Consider the following 14,857-nt stretch of genomic DNA (forward strand, 5'->3'; position numbering starts at 1 on the left):
CAAACATGCCTCGTCGCTCGACCCTATTACTCAAGGCGCTGGTCGCATCGTTCGGTCTGGCACTGCTGACGGGTTGTTCGTCGCTGTCGCCTTACTCGAGCATGACCAAGCTGAACCTCAAGCTGAGTGCTGGTGATCAGCTCAATCCCGACCTCAACGGTCGTCCTTCGCCGATAGTGGTGCGCCTGATCGAACTCAAGCATCCGGTGGCCTTCGACAATGCCGACTTCTTCAGCCTCTACGAGCGTGCCAAGGAGTCTCTGGCGCCCGATATGGTGGCCAGTGAAGAACTTGAACTGCGTCCGGGTGAATCTGTGGAACTCAGGCTCAGCGTCAAGCAAGGTAGCCGCTATGTCGGTGTCCTGGCGGCCTACCGCGACTTGGCGCAAACCCAGTGGCGCCATGTCATTCAGCTCAGCCCGCAGGCGCAGACCGACGCCGATCTTACCTTGGACCAGGACGGCATTCGCCCGAGCAATGCACGGCTCGCCAGAACGGATGAGCCGTCATGAATGTGCATAAAGTCATTTGGCAGGAAGGCATGTTGCTGCGTCCGCAGCACTTCCAGCATAACGATCGCTACTACGACTACCAGATGAAAACCCGAACCCAGTTGCTGGGTGGCTACAGCTGGGGTTTTCTGACGCTGGATATTGATCTGCAGTTTCTCAACATGGGCAAACTGGTGATCAGCCGGGCATCCGGCATCCTGCCCGACGGCAGCCTGTTCGAGTTGGATAGCAACGCCGAACCACTGGTCCTGGATGTGCCGCCGAACACAGGCAGTACCCCGGTCTACCTGGCTTTACCCCTGGTGACCGGTAACCATATCGAGTCGCGCCGGGCCGAGCAGCTCGACGTCCTGGCGCGCTACACGGTCTATGAGACAGAGGTGGCCGACTCCAATGCGGGGGATGATTCCAGTCGCCAGGTGTGCTGCGCGCGGCCGGATTTCCGTCTCCTGCTCGGCGAGCAGCGCAGCGATCAGGCCTTTATCAAGCTCAAACTCTGCGAAGTGCAGGACACCACGCCAGACGGGGTAATCAGCCTCGCTGCGGACTTCGTGCCGACCTTCGTTCATACCCATGCTTCGAGCTACCTGCTGTCCTGCTTGAAAGAAGTGATCAGCATGCTCAGCAACCGGGGTGACGCCATCGCGGAACGGATTCGCTCCAACGGCAAGATCGGCGGTGCCGAAGTCGGCGACTTCATGATGCTGCAGTTGATCAACCGCACAGAATTGCTCCTGCGGCACTACCTGAATATGGAGCAGGTGCATCCGGAACAGCTGTATCGCACGCTGTTGACCATGCTCGGCGATCTGGCGACGTTTGCCAGTGACAGTAAACGGCCACGCCTGGACAGCCGCTACCAGCACAGCGATCAGGGTGCGAGCTTTCGTACCCTGATGGATGCGATTCGCCAGGTGTTGTCGATGGTGCTTGAACAGCACGCCATCGAGCTTGAGCTGCAACCGCGTCAGTACGGAATCAGCGTATCGCCGCTGCATGACCACAAACTGCTTGGCTCGGCCTCGTTTGTCCTGGCCGCCAGCGCCAATTGTGACTCTGAAGAGTTGCGTCACCGGCTACCCGCACATCTCAAGATTGGCCCAGTCGAGCGTATTCGCCAGCTGGTCAACTTGCACCTGCCGGGGATCAAGGTCAAACCGTTACCGGTGGCGCCACGCCAGATCGCCTTTCACGCCAACAAAACCTATTTCATCCTCGAACTCAGTTCCGATGACCTGGTGCAGCTGGAGCATTCCGGCGGCTTCGCTTTCCACGTATCGGGTGAATTCGCCGAGCTAGAACTGAAATTCTGGGCTATCAGGAACTGACCGACATGACCACGGATACGCAATACCATCAGGACGACAAAACCATCCTGCTTGATCGCCAGGGCGATAACCCTGCGCAATGCCCACTGACCGACTTCAATGCGCCACCGCGCTTTGAACAGCTGGAGCAGCGGATGATCTACGCCGCGCGCTTATGCCCGGCCCAGACCTTCAGCATCAGCCTGAACGCGTTGGTGTCAGCGGCCTCTGACCTGCTTTCTGAAGTCGTGCGCCTCAAACACAGCGATGCCCGCGAAGACTTGAATGCACTCAACAAGCGACTGAGTGAAAGTCTCAAGCTGTTCGAAGCACGCGCTTTGCATAACGGCGCCGAAAGCAGCGATGTCATGGCTGCCCGCTACATCCTGTGCACCGTTGTCGACGAGGCCTTGGTCAGCACCTCGTGGGGCAATGAAAGCGAGTGGTCGCAGATGAGCCTGCTCAGTACTTTTCACAATGAGACCTTTGGTGGCGAGAAGTTCTTCCAGTTGCTTGAACGACTGTCGAAGAACCCGGCCAAGCATTTATCAATGCTTGAGCTGATGTATCTGTGCTTGGCATTGGGCTTTGAGGGCAAGTACCGAATCCTGGCCCGCGGCATGCTTGAGCTCGAAGGTATCCGTGACGCGCTGTACCGACAGATCCGTCAGCTGCGGGGCGATGTGTCGCGCGAGCTGTCGCCGCACTGGCAGGGGTTGCACGACACGCGCCGCCGGCTGGTGCGCGTTGTACCGTTGTGGATGATCGGGGTGTTCACGGTGGTCAGCCTGCTGGTCATGTATTCCGGATTCGCCTGGGTGCTAGGAAAACAACGCGAGTCGGCTCTTCAGTTTTATCAACCGCTTGCCCCGAGCGTGGTCCAGCCCCAGTGATGCAAGGACGTGTGATGAAAAACTTTTTCGAGAAAGTCGGCGTATTCCTGCGCAGGACGTGGGTCTGGACGCTTTTGCTGGTGCTGTCTCTGGCGCTGTTGGTGTGGACCTTCGGGCCGTTGCTGGCAGTCGATGACCACAGGTTTTGGGCAAGCGCTAGTGGGCGGCTGCTGACCATCAGTGTGCTGCTGTTGAGCTGGGGCCTGAGCATGGTCTACGTCAGTTGGCGCGCCGGGATCCACCGCCAGGCGCTACAGGACAGCGAAGATGGCCAGGCGCGCCAGCGCCGTGATGAGCGGATCGGCGACGAGCAAAAACAACTGCGCAGCCGTTTCAAGGATGCCATGCGCACCTTGAAGATCTCGAGCCTCTATCGGGGGCGTAGCGAACGCTGGCGCAATGATCTGCCCTGGTATCTGCTGATTGGGCCAGAGCATAGCGGCAAGACCAGCCTTCTTGATTTTTCGGGGCTGGATTTCCCGCTCAACAAGATTGAGCGCAAGCTGACCCGCGACACCCAAGGCACTCGATATTGTGAGTGGTACTTTGCCGACCATGGCGTGCTGATCGACACCGCCGGCCGTTATCTGACCCAGCTTGAACCTGAAATCGACAGCAGTGGCTGGAGGACCTTGCTCAATCTGTTGCGCAAGCGCCGGCGTGCGCGACCGCTCAATGGCGTGCTGGTGACCGTCCCGGTTGACGTGCTGCAGAGTGGCACTGAGCAGGATCTGGAAGCCTTGGCGCGCCAAGTACGGGCGCGATTGCAGGATATTCACCAGACATTGCATGTGGACGCCCCCGTTTACCTGGTGCTGAGCAAGGCGGACTGCCTGCCGGGTTTTGATGAGTTTTTCGATCAGTTGAGCCGTGAGGACAGTGATCAGGTGCTCGGTACAAGCTTTCGCAAGGAACAAAATGGCACTGACGCCGGGGTATTGCGACAGGCGTTCGAGGAGCTATTGCTGCGCCTTAACAGCCAGGTGATCACGCGCATGCACCAAGAGCGCAACACCGAGCGCCGTGGCCGCATTCTCGATTTTCCATACCAGTTGGCAAACATTGGTGAACGCCTTTGCCTGTTGGTTGATATGGCCTTCACAGGCAATCGCTACCAGCGGCCCAGCCAGTTGCGTGGCTTCTACTTGACCAGTGCGCCGCACCTGACGGAAAAACGCGTCGACAATCCCGCCAGCAGCGATCCCAAAATGGACACGGCCAGCGGTGCCTTGCCGACGCTGCGCAGCGGTAACTCCCGCTTCATTCACCATTTGCTGAGTCGGGTTATTTTCCCCGAGGCCGATCTGGCCGGTTTGGATTCGCGTGAGCGCAGTCGCATTCATTGGGGCCAGCGTGCCTGGTATTGCACTGCGCTGGTGGCGCTCGCGGTCGTTGGCCTGCTCTGGGCCAGTGGCTTTACCGCCAACTACGAGCGCCTGGAAAATCTGCGTACGCTGGCCCGTAGCGGGGACGAGCAACGTAGCACTCTTGACGCCCGCAGCGATGCGATGGCTGTACTCAGGACCCTCGATACCTCCTACGCAGCCACCATGGTGTTTCCGGCCAAGGTCGATGTACCGATAAGCGAACGTCTCGGCCTGTACCAGGGTGAAGCTAGCAACCCGGTAGTGCTCGGCGCCTATCAGCGTGAGTTGGACGCGCAGCTGCTGCCCAGGGTGGCGCAGATGCTGGAAGGGCAGGTACGCACCAACATGCGTGACCGCGACCGCCTATTGAACAGCCTGCGTGCCTACTTGATGCTGAACATGCAGGAACGTCGTGACCCGTCCTGGCTCAAGGACTGGGTAGCCACGGGGTGGTCGGTGAGCTACCCCGGCAACGCCGATGTGCAGAGCGGCCTTGACGCGCACTTTCAACGCCTGCTGAAACTGCCGTTCAGCTACCCGCTCAACGATTCGCTGGTGGCGCAGGCTCGTCAGGCCTTGCGCAGTGAGTCACGGACCAACGTGGTGTATCGGGTGCTGCGGGAACAGGCTCGCAGCCTCCCGGAGTATCGCCTGAGCCAGCACTTGGGTGGGCAGGGCGAGCTGTTATTCGGAACTGACCATGCCATCCCTGGCTTCTACACGCGGCAGGGATATCAGCAGTACTTTTCGGTTCACGGTGCCGCTCTGGTGAACGATATCTTGCGTGACAACTGGGTGCTCGGCGAAGGCGGCGGGATCAGTGCCGTGGATCTGCGCCGCTTGATGGTAGCGCTCGAGCAACTGTATTTCCGTGATTACGCGAACTACTGGAGCGAAGCCATCGGCCAGGTTGGCCTGCACCCCTTCAGCGATGCAGGGGAGGGCGCTGATCAGCTCGCAGGGCTCATCTCGGCCAACTCGCCGGTTGTGCAATTGCTGGTCGAGGTGCGTCAACACACCCGCTTCCAGGCTGTAGACGTCGGCGCCAATGACCAACGCGGCGAGGCGGATCAGGTCACCCCGAAGAATAGGGCGCTGGATACCGTTGCCGTAGCTGCGGGCAAAGCTCAGCAAGCCCTGGCCAGGGATGTGCCAGATACAGCCAAGATGGCTCTGCAGCGTCGCTTCGAGCCGCTGCACCGCTTGCTGGATGAGAGCGGTGGGCCTGCGGCGAACCTGGCTCCTTTACTGCAGGCGCTGAGTGAGCTGCAACTGCAGATAGCCGCGCTGTCTCGTGCCAGCGCGCCCGAACAAGCGGCGTTCGAATTGGCCAAGACGCGCATGAACGGCCAGCGCGATGCGCTGAGCAATCTGCGCAACGCCTCCGCGCGCCTGCCACGTCCGCTGAATGTGTGGTTCAACATACTCGCGCAAGACACCTGGGGCATGGTGCTCAACGACTCTTACCTGTACCTCAATCAGCGTTATCAGAGCGAGCTGTATGGCTTTTATGACAAGGCCATCAGTGAGCGCTACCCGTTTCAAGCCCACAGCACCAGCGATGTCGCGATCAATGACTTTCGGGAGTTCTTCAAGACCCAAGGCATCGTCGACCGCTTTTTTGAAAGCTACATGCGGCCATTCGTCGACGGTGATCAGGGCAACTATCGTTTACGCAGCGTCGATGGCGTCAGCCTGCCCATGTCCAGGGTCTACCTCGACCAGGTGGCTGCTGCCCGGGTGATCCGGCAGAGCTTTTTCAACGAAAACCCGTTGGAGCCGCAAGTCCAGTTCAAACTCGAACCGTACACCCTGGATCCTGGCGTCAGTCGCTCGGAGTTCCGGTTTGGCGCCAAGACCCTGGACTACCGTCATGGCCCGATCGTACCCATGTCGTTCAAGTGGCCAACTGATACCGAGAACGGCCGGACCAGTCTGGTACTGGAACAAATGGCCGGACGGCCGATCGGCATCGAGAAAAACACCGGTCCGTGGTCACTGTTCCGTCTGCTTGACTTGATGCAGACCGAGTCCCTTACAGGCCGCGACGTACTGGTGCTCAAGGCCGAGGTGGGCGGCCTGCGTGCCAACTACCTGCTGGCGAGCCAGCGCGCACCGAACCCGTTCGACGTGCGCACCCTGCGTACCTTCCACATGCCGGCGCAGCTTTGAGGCTGGCCAGCAGACCTTGGCTTAGCGCTGCCCGTAGCGAACCAGGCAAGGTTCGCCAGCGCAACGAAGACGCCTTCCTCAATTGTCCAGAGCATGGTCTTTGGGCGGTTGCGGACGGTATGGGCGGGCACAAGGGGGGCGACATAGCCAGTCAACTGATTGTTGCCAGCCTCGCCGAAATGTCGACCGAGGGCAGTTTCGATGAGCGGCTCACCGGTCTGCGTCAGTGCCTGCACTGGCTCAACCGGCGCCTGGGCCAGGAACTGACCATTACCGCCGACCGTGGTGACAGCATCATGGGTAGCACCGTGGTTGCACTACTGCTGGAAGGTAATCGTGCGGCCTGTATCTGGGCGGGCGACAGCCGCTGTTATCTTTGGCGCGGCCAGCGCTTGTACCAGCTTTCCAAAGACCATTCGCTGCAGCAACGTTTGATCGACGAGCAGCAGATGAGCGCCGAACAGGCCCAGGCACATCCAGCAGCAACTGCCCTGACTCGAGCGGTGGGCGGCTGCGAACACTTGACGCTGGATATATTGGAGTTGCGGGTCTACCCCGGCGATGCCTTCCTGCTCTGCAGCGACGGCCTGTATCAAGGGCTGGGCTGCGACACACTGGGCACCGCCTTGAGTCTGGCTTCCCCACAGCTGGCGCTCAAGCGCCTGTTCGACAGCGCCTTGCGGGGCAGGGCGAGGGACAACCTGACGGCCGTGGTGATCCGCCAATGACCAGACACCGCTCAGCTTTCGATAACAGCCCGGGCAGCGAGGGAGCGTCCGCCAAACCGTCCAGTCCTGCCTTCGCTGAAGCCAAAGTAGCCTCGCCTTGCGCGGCACCTGAGGTGGTAGACAAGCGCCGCAAACGTTCAAAGAGTCGTCCCCACTCGGAGCCACGAACGCCAGCGGGCGAGTTGCCGCAACTTTTGGCCAGCCGCTATCGCATAGAGCGCCTGCTCGGGGCCGGCGGCATGGGGCTGGTCTACCGCGCGCGGGACTTGTTGCATGAGCAATTCGGCGAGCCTGATCCCTACCTGGCCCTCAAAGTCTTGCGCGATGAGTTCTCAGACGCGCCTGACGCCAGCGCGCTGCTCTACAGCGAGTTCGCCATGGCTCGGCATTTGCGCCATCCAAACATCGTGCGCTTGCACAGCTTTGAAGTGGATACGCAGTTTCAACGCGCTTTTATCACCATGGAGCTGATGCGTGGCTTGACCCTGGACAAACTGCTCTGTGAGCGCCCCACCGGGTTGACTTGGCAAGAGCTGCGCAAGGTCGTGGTGCCGCTACTCGATACGCTGGCGTACTGCCACGCCAAGGGTGTGCTGCACGGCGACCTGAAGCCAAGCAACGTGATGGTGTGTGAAGAGGGCGTGCGGCTATTCGACTTCGGCCTGAGTCAGGCCGAGCAAGGCGTTCTGCCTGGCTTGCCACAGTTGAACCGCGGCCGCTTCAATGCCTGGACACCTGGATATGCTGCCCCGCAAGTACTGGAAGGCGGAGCGCTGACTGTTGGCAGCGATATGTATGCCGTGGCGTGCGTGATTTATGAGTTGGCCTGCGGTGAACATCCCTTCAAGCGCTTACCTTCAACCCAGGCCCGCGATGAACGACTTGATCATGGTCTGCGAGCACCTGGACAGCTTCCAAGACACTGTTGGCCCGCGCTAAGGGCTGCACTGACTTTTGCGCCGTCAGCGCAATTGATTACCGCATCACAATTGAAAGACGTTTTCAGCAAGCCCGCATTCGGCCTGAAACGATGGCTGTTTCGACAGCGTGGGTAGATAAGCCGAGGCTGGCGCAAAAAGGGGGCGGGCGCCTGGCCTAGTCCGAGAAAACCCGATGGAGTACAAATGTGCTCTTGCGACCTCTACCATCGGAGACTTGAACCTGCATTGATAGACCTGCACCGCATTAATGCGTACCGTCACCCTCTTCAATATCCGCAAAACACACCGACTTGCAGCTGCTTCTGCCGAGTGAAAAATGAATCGTTCGTTGTTTGTCTCACTGGACGGCCCCAAGGGCGCCGGTAAAACCGCCCTGCTGGAGGCCATCACCAAAGTGCTGAGGGCTGACAACAAGAAGGTCATCCGGCTCAGCGAGCAGAAAAGCGACCCCTACCGTGGTGCAACAATGGCCCTGGTCAACGAACTGGTCAGAAATCCCACCCAGGAACTGGAATGGGAGGTTTGCAAGCGTTTCGCTGACAGTCGCGCCTGGATTACCCAGCACGTGCTGCCCAAGCAGCCTGCCGGCAGCATCATCCTGATCGATCGCTGGTACCCCTCTGATGCCGCATTTCGCCGGCTCATACCGTTTTCACAGATTCTGCAGTTGAACCTTGATCGAAACGTCCAGGTGCCAGACCTGCATGTCGGGGTTGTCACTGCCCCTGAAATTTCGTGGGCGCGGGCCGCAGCCCGAACGCGGGGACTGGGTAGTACGGTCATTCATCACATGGCAGAGCATGTGGCCTGCACCACTGCGTTCGAGCGAACGATTGCGGATCAGGGATGGGTGTTGTGCCGTAACGAGGGTGCGATAGAAGAGGCAACCCTGCAGGTGGTTGCTGAAATTTATCGACTGCTTTGAGGGCTTTCAGGGAGGAGGGTGCAGGGCAAATGGTCTGGGTCAGCGGGTTCTGAATGTCTCAACCCTCGACCCAGACTGTCTGAGTGTCACCGACGCAGCAGACGGCTCACGACCAAGGTCAGCACAGCACCAATAGCGAGCGCGGTGATCGGTTTTTCTCGGACGAAGTTGGAGACATTGTTCACCGCATCACCATAGGTTTTGGTGAGCTGGCCTGAGGCCTGACGGCCTTCACCCTCAGCTTCCAGGGCCGGATCTTCAATCAACCGGCCTATTGCACTCTGCGCCTTGCCAGCAACTTTCTCTGCAACACCTTCGAGCTGTTCGCTTTTCATGATTGATCAAACCTTCCTAGTCAGTGGCGATAGGCTTACCGCAAAGGCTTAGGGGGTGGGCGCGTTGGATAAGTTCCATCCTTTGAATGTTGACTAGCTGGGGTCGATCAAGGCTCAGATTTTGCTCTGCCGCGACTTTTGGTAGCGAGAGAGCCCCATCTGAACCGCAGCAGCCACCAGGCACAGCAAGCCAATCTTCAACGTCGAATCCATACCATAATGTTCGCAAACTTTTCCGACCAGCAGGACGCTTAGGAAAATGGCGACGGGTAACAACAGCTTATTCATTACATCCTCCCGAAATTTCGGGCTCAGAATACGGGGTTGTCAGATCGAGCGCCAGTTTGCATATGCAAGGTTTCCGACACGGCGAGCAAGAGCAGAAACACCGCTCCGGTGGCAACAATTCGTCCGGTCTGGCAGGAAGATCAGCGTTTCTGATCATTAGGGGGAACACAGCTTTTCTCGAACGGCCCGAGGGATGGAGTGCATATTTCCGTTCCCCTTCACAACGGCCATGCCCCCTTAGCTTGCATGGCTTACCGCTCGGCGTCCGAACTGAATTTTCCCTATCCTCATTTGCTCATAGGAAAATGAGTATAGGGAGGGATTCTCATGGCTGGACAGCAATTGTATGTAATTGAATACGAACTCCACGGTGAGCGACGCACGTTTATTATCCGTCAGGAGAAGATGGACAACGCCGCCGCGTGGCATTGGGCGAGCTGCGATGCCGGTGTCGGCATCATCCCAAGGTTTGGTCAGCACAATATCAAGCTGGTGAGCCGTCCTTTGGCCGAGCGCTATGGCGTTTCCGAGGTCAGGTGGAGGCTAGCGGGTCAGGGGCGGGAATTCGTTCCTCCGCCTATAGATTTCAAGAAGTTCTCGGAAGGGGCTAGTGGCACGTAGCGCTATGCAATGGATCAGTTTTGGAGAATCAGTTATGCAGACTGAGACCGAGGGAACCGAAGAGAAGGGGCCAAGCGACATCCCCTTCATCAATGACCCGGAAAAGCCTAGTTCGCCGCCTCTGAATGAGGCGGGCGCAGTTGAAGCGGAAGAAGACATTCAGGACGATGGCCAATCGATATAAAAAAGGGATGACACTATGGACAATTACCACCTCAGCCCGACGTCAGATGGATGGGAGTTGAAGAAAGCCGGTGCCGACCGTGCATCCAAACGAGCTGCGACGAAACAAGAACTGGTAAGCATGCTGTCGGATTTCTTGGATGGTAAAACGGCCTCTGTCAAGATTCACAAAGCAGATGGCACGATTGAAGAGGAGCGCACTTACCCCCGCTCAGCTGACCCACGTCGAACCAAGGGGTGAACACTGTCACAGCTCGTGATCTCGGCATTGATGTCACAAGCGCCGACGGGTTGTTCAGGTGGTTGCTCGCCAGTTTCCTGATGGGAAAGCGGATTCGCTCAAGCGTCGCAGTGCAGACTTATCGAGTACTGGTCGACCAACAAGCTGCGGATACACCGGGTAGGCTCGCTCGCTGCTCGCATTCGACACTCGTCCGTTTGCTCGGCCAGGGAGGTTACGCCCGTTACGATCAGTCGACTGCCCGGCGTCTGCATGTGCTAGCTAGCATATTGGAAAACGAGTGGGGAGCTCAGCTTGAGGCGCTGCAAGCTGGCGACCTCAGCAATGAAGGTTTTAGCCGTTGGCTCCTGTCATTCGAAGGGATAGGGCCAAAGACCTTGGAGATCTTTATGAGAGAGGGCCAGGGTCAGTTGCCGGTAGGCAGCGAGGTTTGAATGTTGCATGGCCATATGCCGCCATCGACGTAGTCAACCATGAGTGGAACACTCAATTCTTCCGCTATGACTGGAGAGGCTGATGAAACTCGATGTCGAGGGGCTGTCGCTGTCAGGGATGACGGTCGTTGTGGTAGAGGACGATGAAACCTTACGAACACTTTTGGTGGATATCCTCGTGGAGCTGGGAGCAGGCTGCGACGCTTTTGGCAATGCCGAAGATGCCTTGATGCACCTCATGCGTTTGAAAGGTGAGTGCGCCTTGATGGTTGTAGACCATGGGGTTCCTGGCAGCATTAAAGGCATGGAGTTCATCTCCATGGCCCATGAAAAATGGCCCGGGTTGCCTGCCATCCTCACCTCCGGCTATCAACTGAATGCTTCAGAGGTAACACCTCCCGTTATCTATCTTTTCAAACCCTGGTCTCTTGAAGAACTCATCGTCGCGATAGACCAAGCGCTTCCACACCGAAAACAGCAACCGATTCAAATAGCAGGAGGGCGGGTACTGAGACGTATCTAGCGCTGCAGGGTGTCGCCCAGGGCCTCTCCTGTTGATGGTTCGGTAGGGTCAGCAGGGCGGCTTTCGCATGCACTTCCCATCGCACGGTACTCCTTCCTGAGCTCGTGTATTTGCCGGTTGTCCAGTGCCTCCAAATCAAGCACTGAGCGCTCTGCTGACTTCGTGGCCCGGATGAGCTCATCCAGCTTTACATGGATGATGTCATTGTCACGGTTTTGAGTGTTCTGGATTAGGAAAACCATCAGAAAGGTGATGATCGTGGTAGACGTATTGATGATCAATTGCCAGGTATCGTTGTAATGAAACCAGGGGCCTGAAGCCGCCCACATGGCGATCAGTACCACCGCGATCAGGAATGTAATCGGCTTGCCAGAGTGATTTGCAAGCCATTGGCAGAACTGGGCGAATTTCATGATTGGTGTCCAAAAGGGGTCACATTTTTCTGACCACACTGACGCTGGGAAATTTTTTTTACATTTGCGTAGTGCAAGCTGCGCCACATCTGAAATTTGGATAGACAGTAGCTGTTGCCCGTACGGTGGCTGGATCCCGCCTTCTTCACCTCTCTTCAGCCGCCAGGTGTTTGGAGCGCAAACTGCCTGACAGCCAGGCTCAACGCCTGATCATGGTTTAAATTTAAGTACTCCATCTGAAGGTTTGGGCAACCATGAGCGCCGGCGATCATCAATCAACTATAAGCACAAGCCTCGCAACGCGAGGTGATTTGTCCGAACCGTGGGGCCTCATCGATTGGCGCTCAACTGCCATTGGCGATAGAGCTCAGTGGTCGGATGCACTGCAGCATGCTTTTGCATTTCTGCTTACCTCAGATCTGCCATCAGCGCTTCTGTGGTCGCCTGATCGTGCGGTGCTCTATAACGATGCGTGGATTCCAGCCATGGGCCATCGTCATCCTGAGGCGCTTGGCCAGCCCGCTCATGCGGTGTGGACGGCGGTTTGGGGGCGCGTAGCGTCGCAGCTTGATGCCGTAGTGGAAAAAGGTGCCTTACTGCTCCTATCCGATTCGGAATTTCCAGTTAGGCTCGATCGCGAGAAACCTTGGGCGTTTAGCCTGAGTCCTGTGAGAGGTGCAGCCGGGGAGGTGAGTGGAATCCTCGTGCAAGGACAGGAGGTGCACCCTTCGGCAATAGCCCGTTCCATCGCATATCACATTAGGTCGTGATCGACGAATGTTCGATCAGGCACCGGGCTTCATTACCATTCTCCGAGGCCCCGAGCACGTGTTCGAGTTTGTCAACGAAGCCTTTCGACGAAGTTTCGGTGACCGAGGTTATCTGAATCACTCGATACGGGAAGTCTTTCCTGATTTGCAGGGTCAAGGATATTTCTCTTGGCTCGACACGGTCTATTCAACCGGTGAACGTTTCGTCGCAACAGGTCAGCCGATTTCGCTTTCCTGGAGCTCGGAAGGCAAAGCCACACGCTATCTTGATTTCGTCTACGAGCCTATCTTTGACGACAGTGGGGGCGTGACCGGAATTTTCTGTGAAGGCTTCGACGTTACCAATCGAGTCGAGACTGAACAGGCTTTGAGGGAGGAAAGCCGGACGCTCGGCATCCTTCGGGACATCAACGCCGTATTCGCTAGTGATCTCAATCTCGAACGCATCGTCCAGAATCTGACCGATTCCGGAATGGCCCTGACTGGTGCGGCATTCGGTTCCTACTTTGCCAACGAAGTTGATGCGACCGGCGCTCATCTAAAGCTCTATACACTGTCGGGCGCGGATCGCTCGGCATTTGAGACATTGGGCCATCCCCGCGCCACCCCCGTGTTTGCACCTACTTTTCGCAACGAGGGCGTTGTTCGTTCTGCGGACATCCTGGCCGACCCTCGTTATGGCCAGTTTGAACCCCATCGCGGCATGCCCAAAGGGCATCTTCCTGTGCGCAGCTATCTGGCTATCTCGGTGGTATCCAGAAGCGGGGATGTACTCGGTGGGTTGTTCTTTGGCCACCCCGAGCCAGGCCGTTTTACTGAGCGACATGAACAGCTGATGGTAGCGTTAGCGGCGCAGGCGGCGGTAGCCATCGACAACGCTCAACTGTACCGCCAGGTGCAACAGGCGAAGGCGACACTTGAAGATAGGGTAGCCCAACGCACCGAAGAGCTTTCCCAGGCCAACGAAGCGTTGCGCCAAGCGCAGAAAATGGAGGCGCTCGGGCAACTCACCGGCGGCATTGCGCATGATTTCAACAATATATTGGCTGCCATTCTAGGGAGTGCGGATCTGCTTTCCCGTCGATTGAGGCAAGGCAATTCGGATTCCAGCGAGCTACTGCTCAATGGCATCCAGGTCAGCGCCAAACGCGCCGCCTCGCTCACTCAGCGACTGCTGGCGTTTTCGAGAAGACAAACATTGGATCCCCGTCCTACAGACATCAATGTTTTGATCGAAGACCTGAGGGATCTGATCAATCGCTCAGTTGGGCCAGCGATTACGGTCATCACACAGCTAGAGCCTGAAATTGGATTGGCTCGGATTGACCCGGCGCAGTTGGAAAGTTCGCTGTTGAACCTGGCGATAAATTCTCGGGATGCCATGCCCAATGGTATCGGGGCAATTTCTATCAGCACGGAAATCATAGAGCTCGAAGCCGAAGCAGCGCTCCGAGCTGACCTTACCGCTGGTGAATACATTGTGATTGCGGTGGCAGACACGGGAACAGGCATATCTCAGAGTGATATCAAGCGCATCTTCGACCCTTTCTTCACCACGAAGCCATTAGGGCAGGGCACCGGACTCGGACTTTCCATGGTGCATGGATTCGTGCGCCAATCTGGAGGGCAGGTGGATGTTCATTCCAAAGAAGGTGTGGGCACCACGATTCGCCTCATGCTTCCTCGCTTCGAGGGACAGTTGGAGGTCGATGAGGGAGACCACTCAAGAAACCGCGAGACTCCAAGCGAGGGTGGGGGCAGAGTGCTGGTCGTTGACGATGAGCCAATTGTGCGAATGTCCATGGTTGAAGCGCTGCTAGATGCTGGATACGACGTCGAAGAAACCGAAAGCGGAACCGGCGCCTTGAACGTCCTGCGGACGGGTCGTATCTATGATTTGCTGGTCACCGACGTCGGTCTGCCAGGCGCGCTGAATGGTCGCCAGGTGGCTGATGCTGCTCGTGAATTGATTCCTGATTTGCGTGTTCTGTACGTCACCGGTTTCGCTGAAGCATCTGTGCTGAAGGGTGGATTTCTCACGCCGACCACTGCAATCATAACGAAGCCTTTTGACATCCGCCTGCTGGTTGAAAAAGTGGCTGGAATGCTTCAGCAACGCTAGAAAATCATGAAGGGGCTACAGCCTCAAATGCTGGGTCTGGCTATGGGGCGCAACCTGGCATGGAACTGTTGCGGGGAGGCGG

At 57.6% G+C, this 14,857-nt stretch carries 15 protein-coding genes; 12 read left to right on the forward strand and 3 right to left on the reverse strand.

Annotated features, from left to right (window positions below):
* The first annotated feature begins 5 nt into the window (after positions 1 to 5).
* The 7 genes from tssJ (at position 6) to J3B00_RS14990 (ending at position 8,845) form a co-directional block, all read left to right on the forward strand.
* Positions 6 to 512 (forward strand): type VI secretion system lipoprotein TssJ, encoded by a 507-nt coding sequence (gene tssJ, locus J3B00_RS14960; protein ID WP_209868244.1) that lies wholly within the window; start codon positions 6 to 8, stop codon positions 510 to 512.
* Positions 509 to 1,840, forward strand: a complete 1,332-nt coding sequence (tssK, locus tag J3B00_RS14965; RefSeq protein WP_209868245.1) for a type VI secretion system baseplate subunit TssK — start codon at positions 509 to 511, stop codon at positions 1,838 to 1,840. Before tssJ ends, tssK begins: the two co-directional genes overlap by 4 nt.
* A 5-nt stretch (positions 1,841 to 1,845) precedes the next feature.
* Entirely contained in the window at positions 1,846 to 2,712 is an 867-nt protein-coding gene (gene icmH / locus J3B00_RS14970; protein ID WP_209868246.1) for a type IVB secretion system protein IcmH/DotU, read from the forward strand.
* A gap of 14 nt (positions 2,713 to 2,726) precedes the next feature.
* Positions 2,727 to 6,251 (forward strand): type VI secretion system membrane subunit TssM, encoded by a 3,525-nt coding sequence (gene tssM / locus J3B00_RS14975; RefSeq protein WP_209868247.1) that lies wholly within the window; start codon positions 2,727 to 2,729, stop codon positions 6,249 to 6,251.
* Positions 6,252 to 6,253: 2 nt separating this feature from the next.
* On the forward strand, positions 6,254 to 6,979 hold the full coding sequence (locus J3B00_RS14980; protein WP_209874886.1) for a PP2C family serine/threonine-protein phosphatase: 726 nt from the start codon (positions 6,254 to 6,256) through the stop codon (positions 6,977 to 6,979).
* Positions 6,976 to 8,034, forward strand: coding sequence for a serine/threonine-protein kinase (locus J3B00_RS14985; protein WP_209868248.1), 1,059 nt, complete (start codon positions 6,976 to 6,978; stop codon positions 8,032 to 8,034). Before J3B00_RS14980 ends, J3B00_RS14985 begins: the two co-directional genes overlap by 4 nt.
* Before the next feature lie 202 nt (positions 8,035 to 8,236).
* Positions 8,237 to 8,845 (forward strand): dTMP kinase, encoded by a 609-nt coding sequence (locus J3B00_RS14990; RefSeq protein ID WP_209868249.1) that lies wholly within the window; start codon positions 8,237 to 8,239, stop codon positions 8,843 to 8,845.
* A gap of 86 nt (positions 8,846 to 8,931) precedes the next feature.
* Here the strand turns inward: J3B00_RS14990 and J3B00_RS14995 are convergent, their stop codons facing one another.
* On the reverse strand, positions 8,932 to 9,180 hold the full coding sequence (locus tag J3B00_RS14995) for a CsbD family protein (protein WP_209868250.1): 249 nt from the start codon (positions 9,178 to 9,180) through the stop codon (positions 8,932 to 8,934).
* 114 nt (positions 9,181 to 9,294) lie between these two features.
* Entirely contained in the window at positions 9,295 to 9,468 is a 174-nt protein-coding gene (locus J3B00_RS15000) for a hypothetical protein (RefSeq protein WP_209868251.1), read from the reverse strand.
* Between the two features lie 327 nt (positions 9,469 to 9,795).
* Here J3B00_RS15000 and J3B00_RS15005 point away from each other — a divergent pair, with 327 nt between their 5' ends.
* From J3B00_RS15005 to J3B00_RS15020, 4 genes are all read left to right on the forward strand, one after another.
* On the forward strand, positions 9,796 to 10,089 hold the full coding sequence (locus tag J3B00_RS15005) for a DUF6555 family protein (RefSeq protein ID WP_209868252.1): 294 nt from the start codon (positions 9,796 to 9,798) through the stop codon (positions 10,087 to 10,089).
* Between the two features lie 34 nt (positions 10,090 to 10,123).
* Positions 10,124 to 10,273, forward strand: a complete 150-nt coding sequence (locus J3B00_RS15010) for a hypothetical protein (protein WP_209868253.1) — start codon at positions 10,124 to 10,126, stop codon at positions 10,271 to 10,273.
* A 15-nt stretch (positions 10,274 to 10,288) separates the two neighbouring features.
* Positions 10,289 to 10,513 carry a DUF2188 domain-containing protein gene (locus tag J3B00_RS15015; RefSeq protein ID WP_209868254.1) on the forward strand — a complete coding sequence of 75 codons (225 nt, stop codon included), beginning with the start codon at positions 10,289 to 10,291 and terminating at the stop codon, positions 10,511 to 10,513.
* A gap of 516 nt (positions 10,514 to 11,029) precedes the next feature.
* Entirely contained in the window at positions 11,030 to 11,470 is a 441-nt protein-coding gene (locus J3B00_RS15020; protein WP_197885014.1) for a response regulator, read from the forward strand.
* Here J3B00_RS15020 and J3B00_RS15025 read toward each other — a convergent pair.
* Positions 11,467 to 11,883, reverse strand: a complete 417-nt coding sequence (locus J3B00_RS15025; protein ID WP_245362557.1) for a low affinity iron permease family protein — start codon at positions 11,881 to 11,883, stop codon at positions 11,467 to 11,469. The two genes, J3B00_RS15020 and J3B00_RS15025, sit on opposite strands and share 4 nt — an antisense overlap.
* 777 nt (positions 11,884 to 12,660) lie before the next feature.
* Here J3B00_RS15025 and J3B00_RS15035 point away from each other — a divergent pair.
* A complete protein-coding gene (locus tag J3B00_RS15035; protein WP_209868256.1) occupies positions 12,661 to 14,775 on the forward strand; it encodes an ATP-binding protein in 2,115 nt (704 codons plus the stop codon).
* Positions 14,776 to 14,857: the final 82 nt, after the last annotated feature.

The sequence above is a fragment of the Pseudomonas sp. BP8 genome (assembly GCF_017875955.1).
GTDB lineage: Bacteria > Pseudomonadota > Gammaproteobacteria > Pseudomonadales > Pseudomonadaceae > Aquipseudomonas.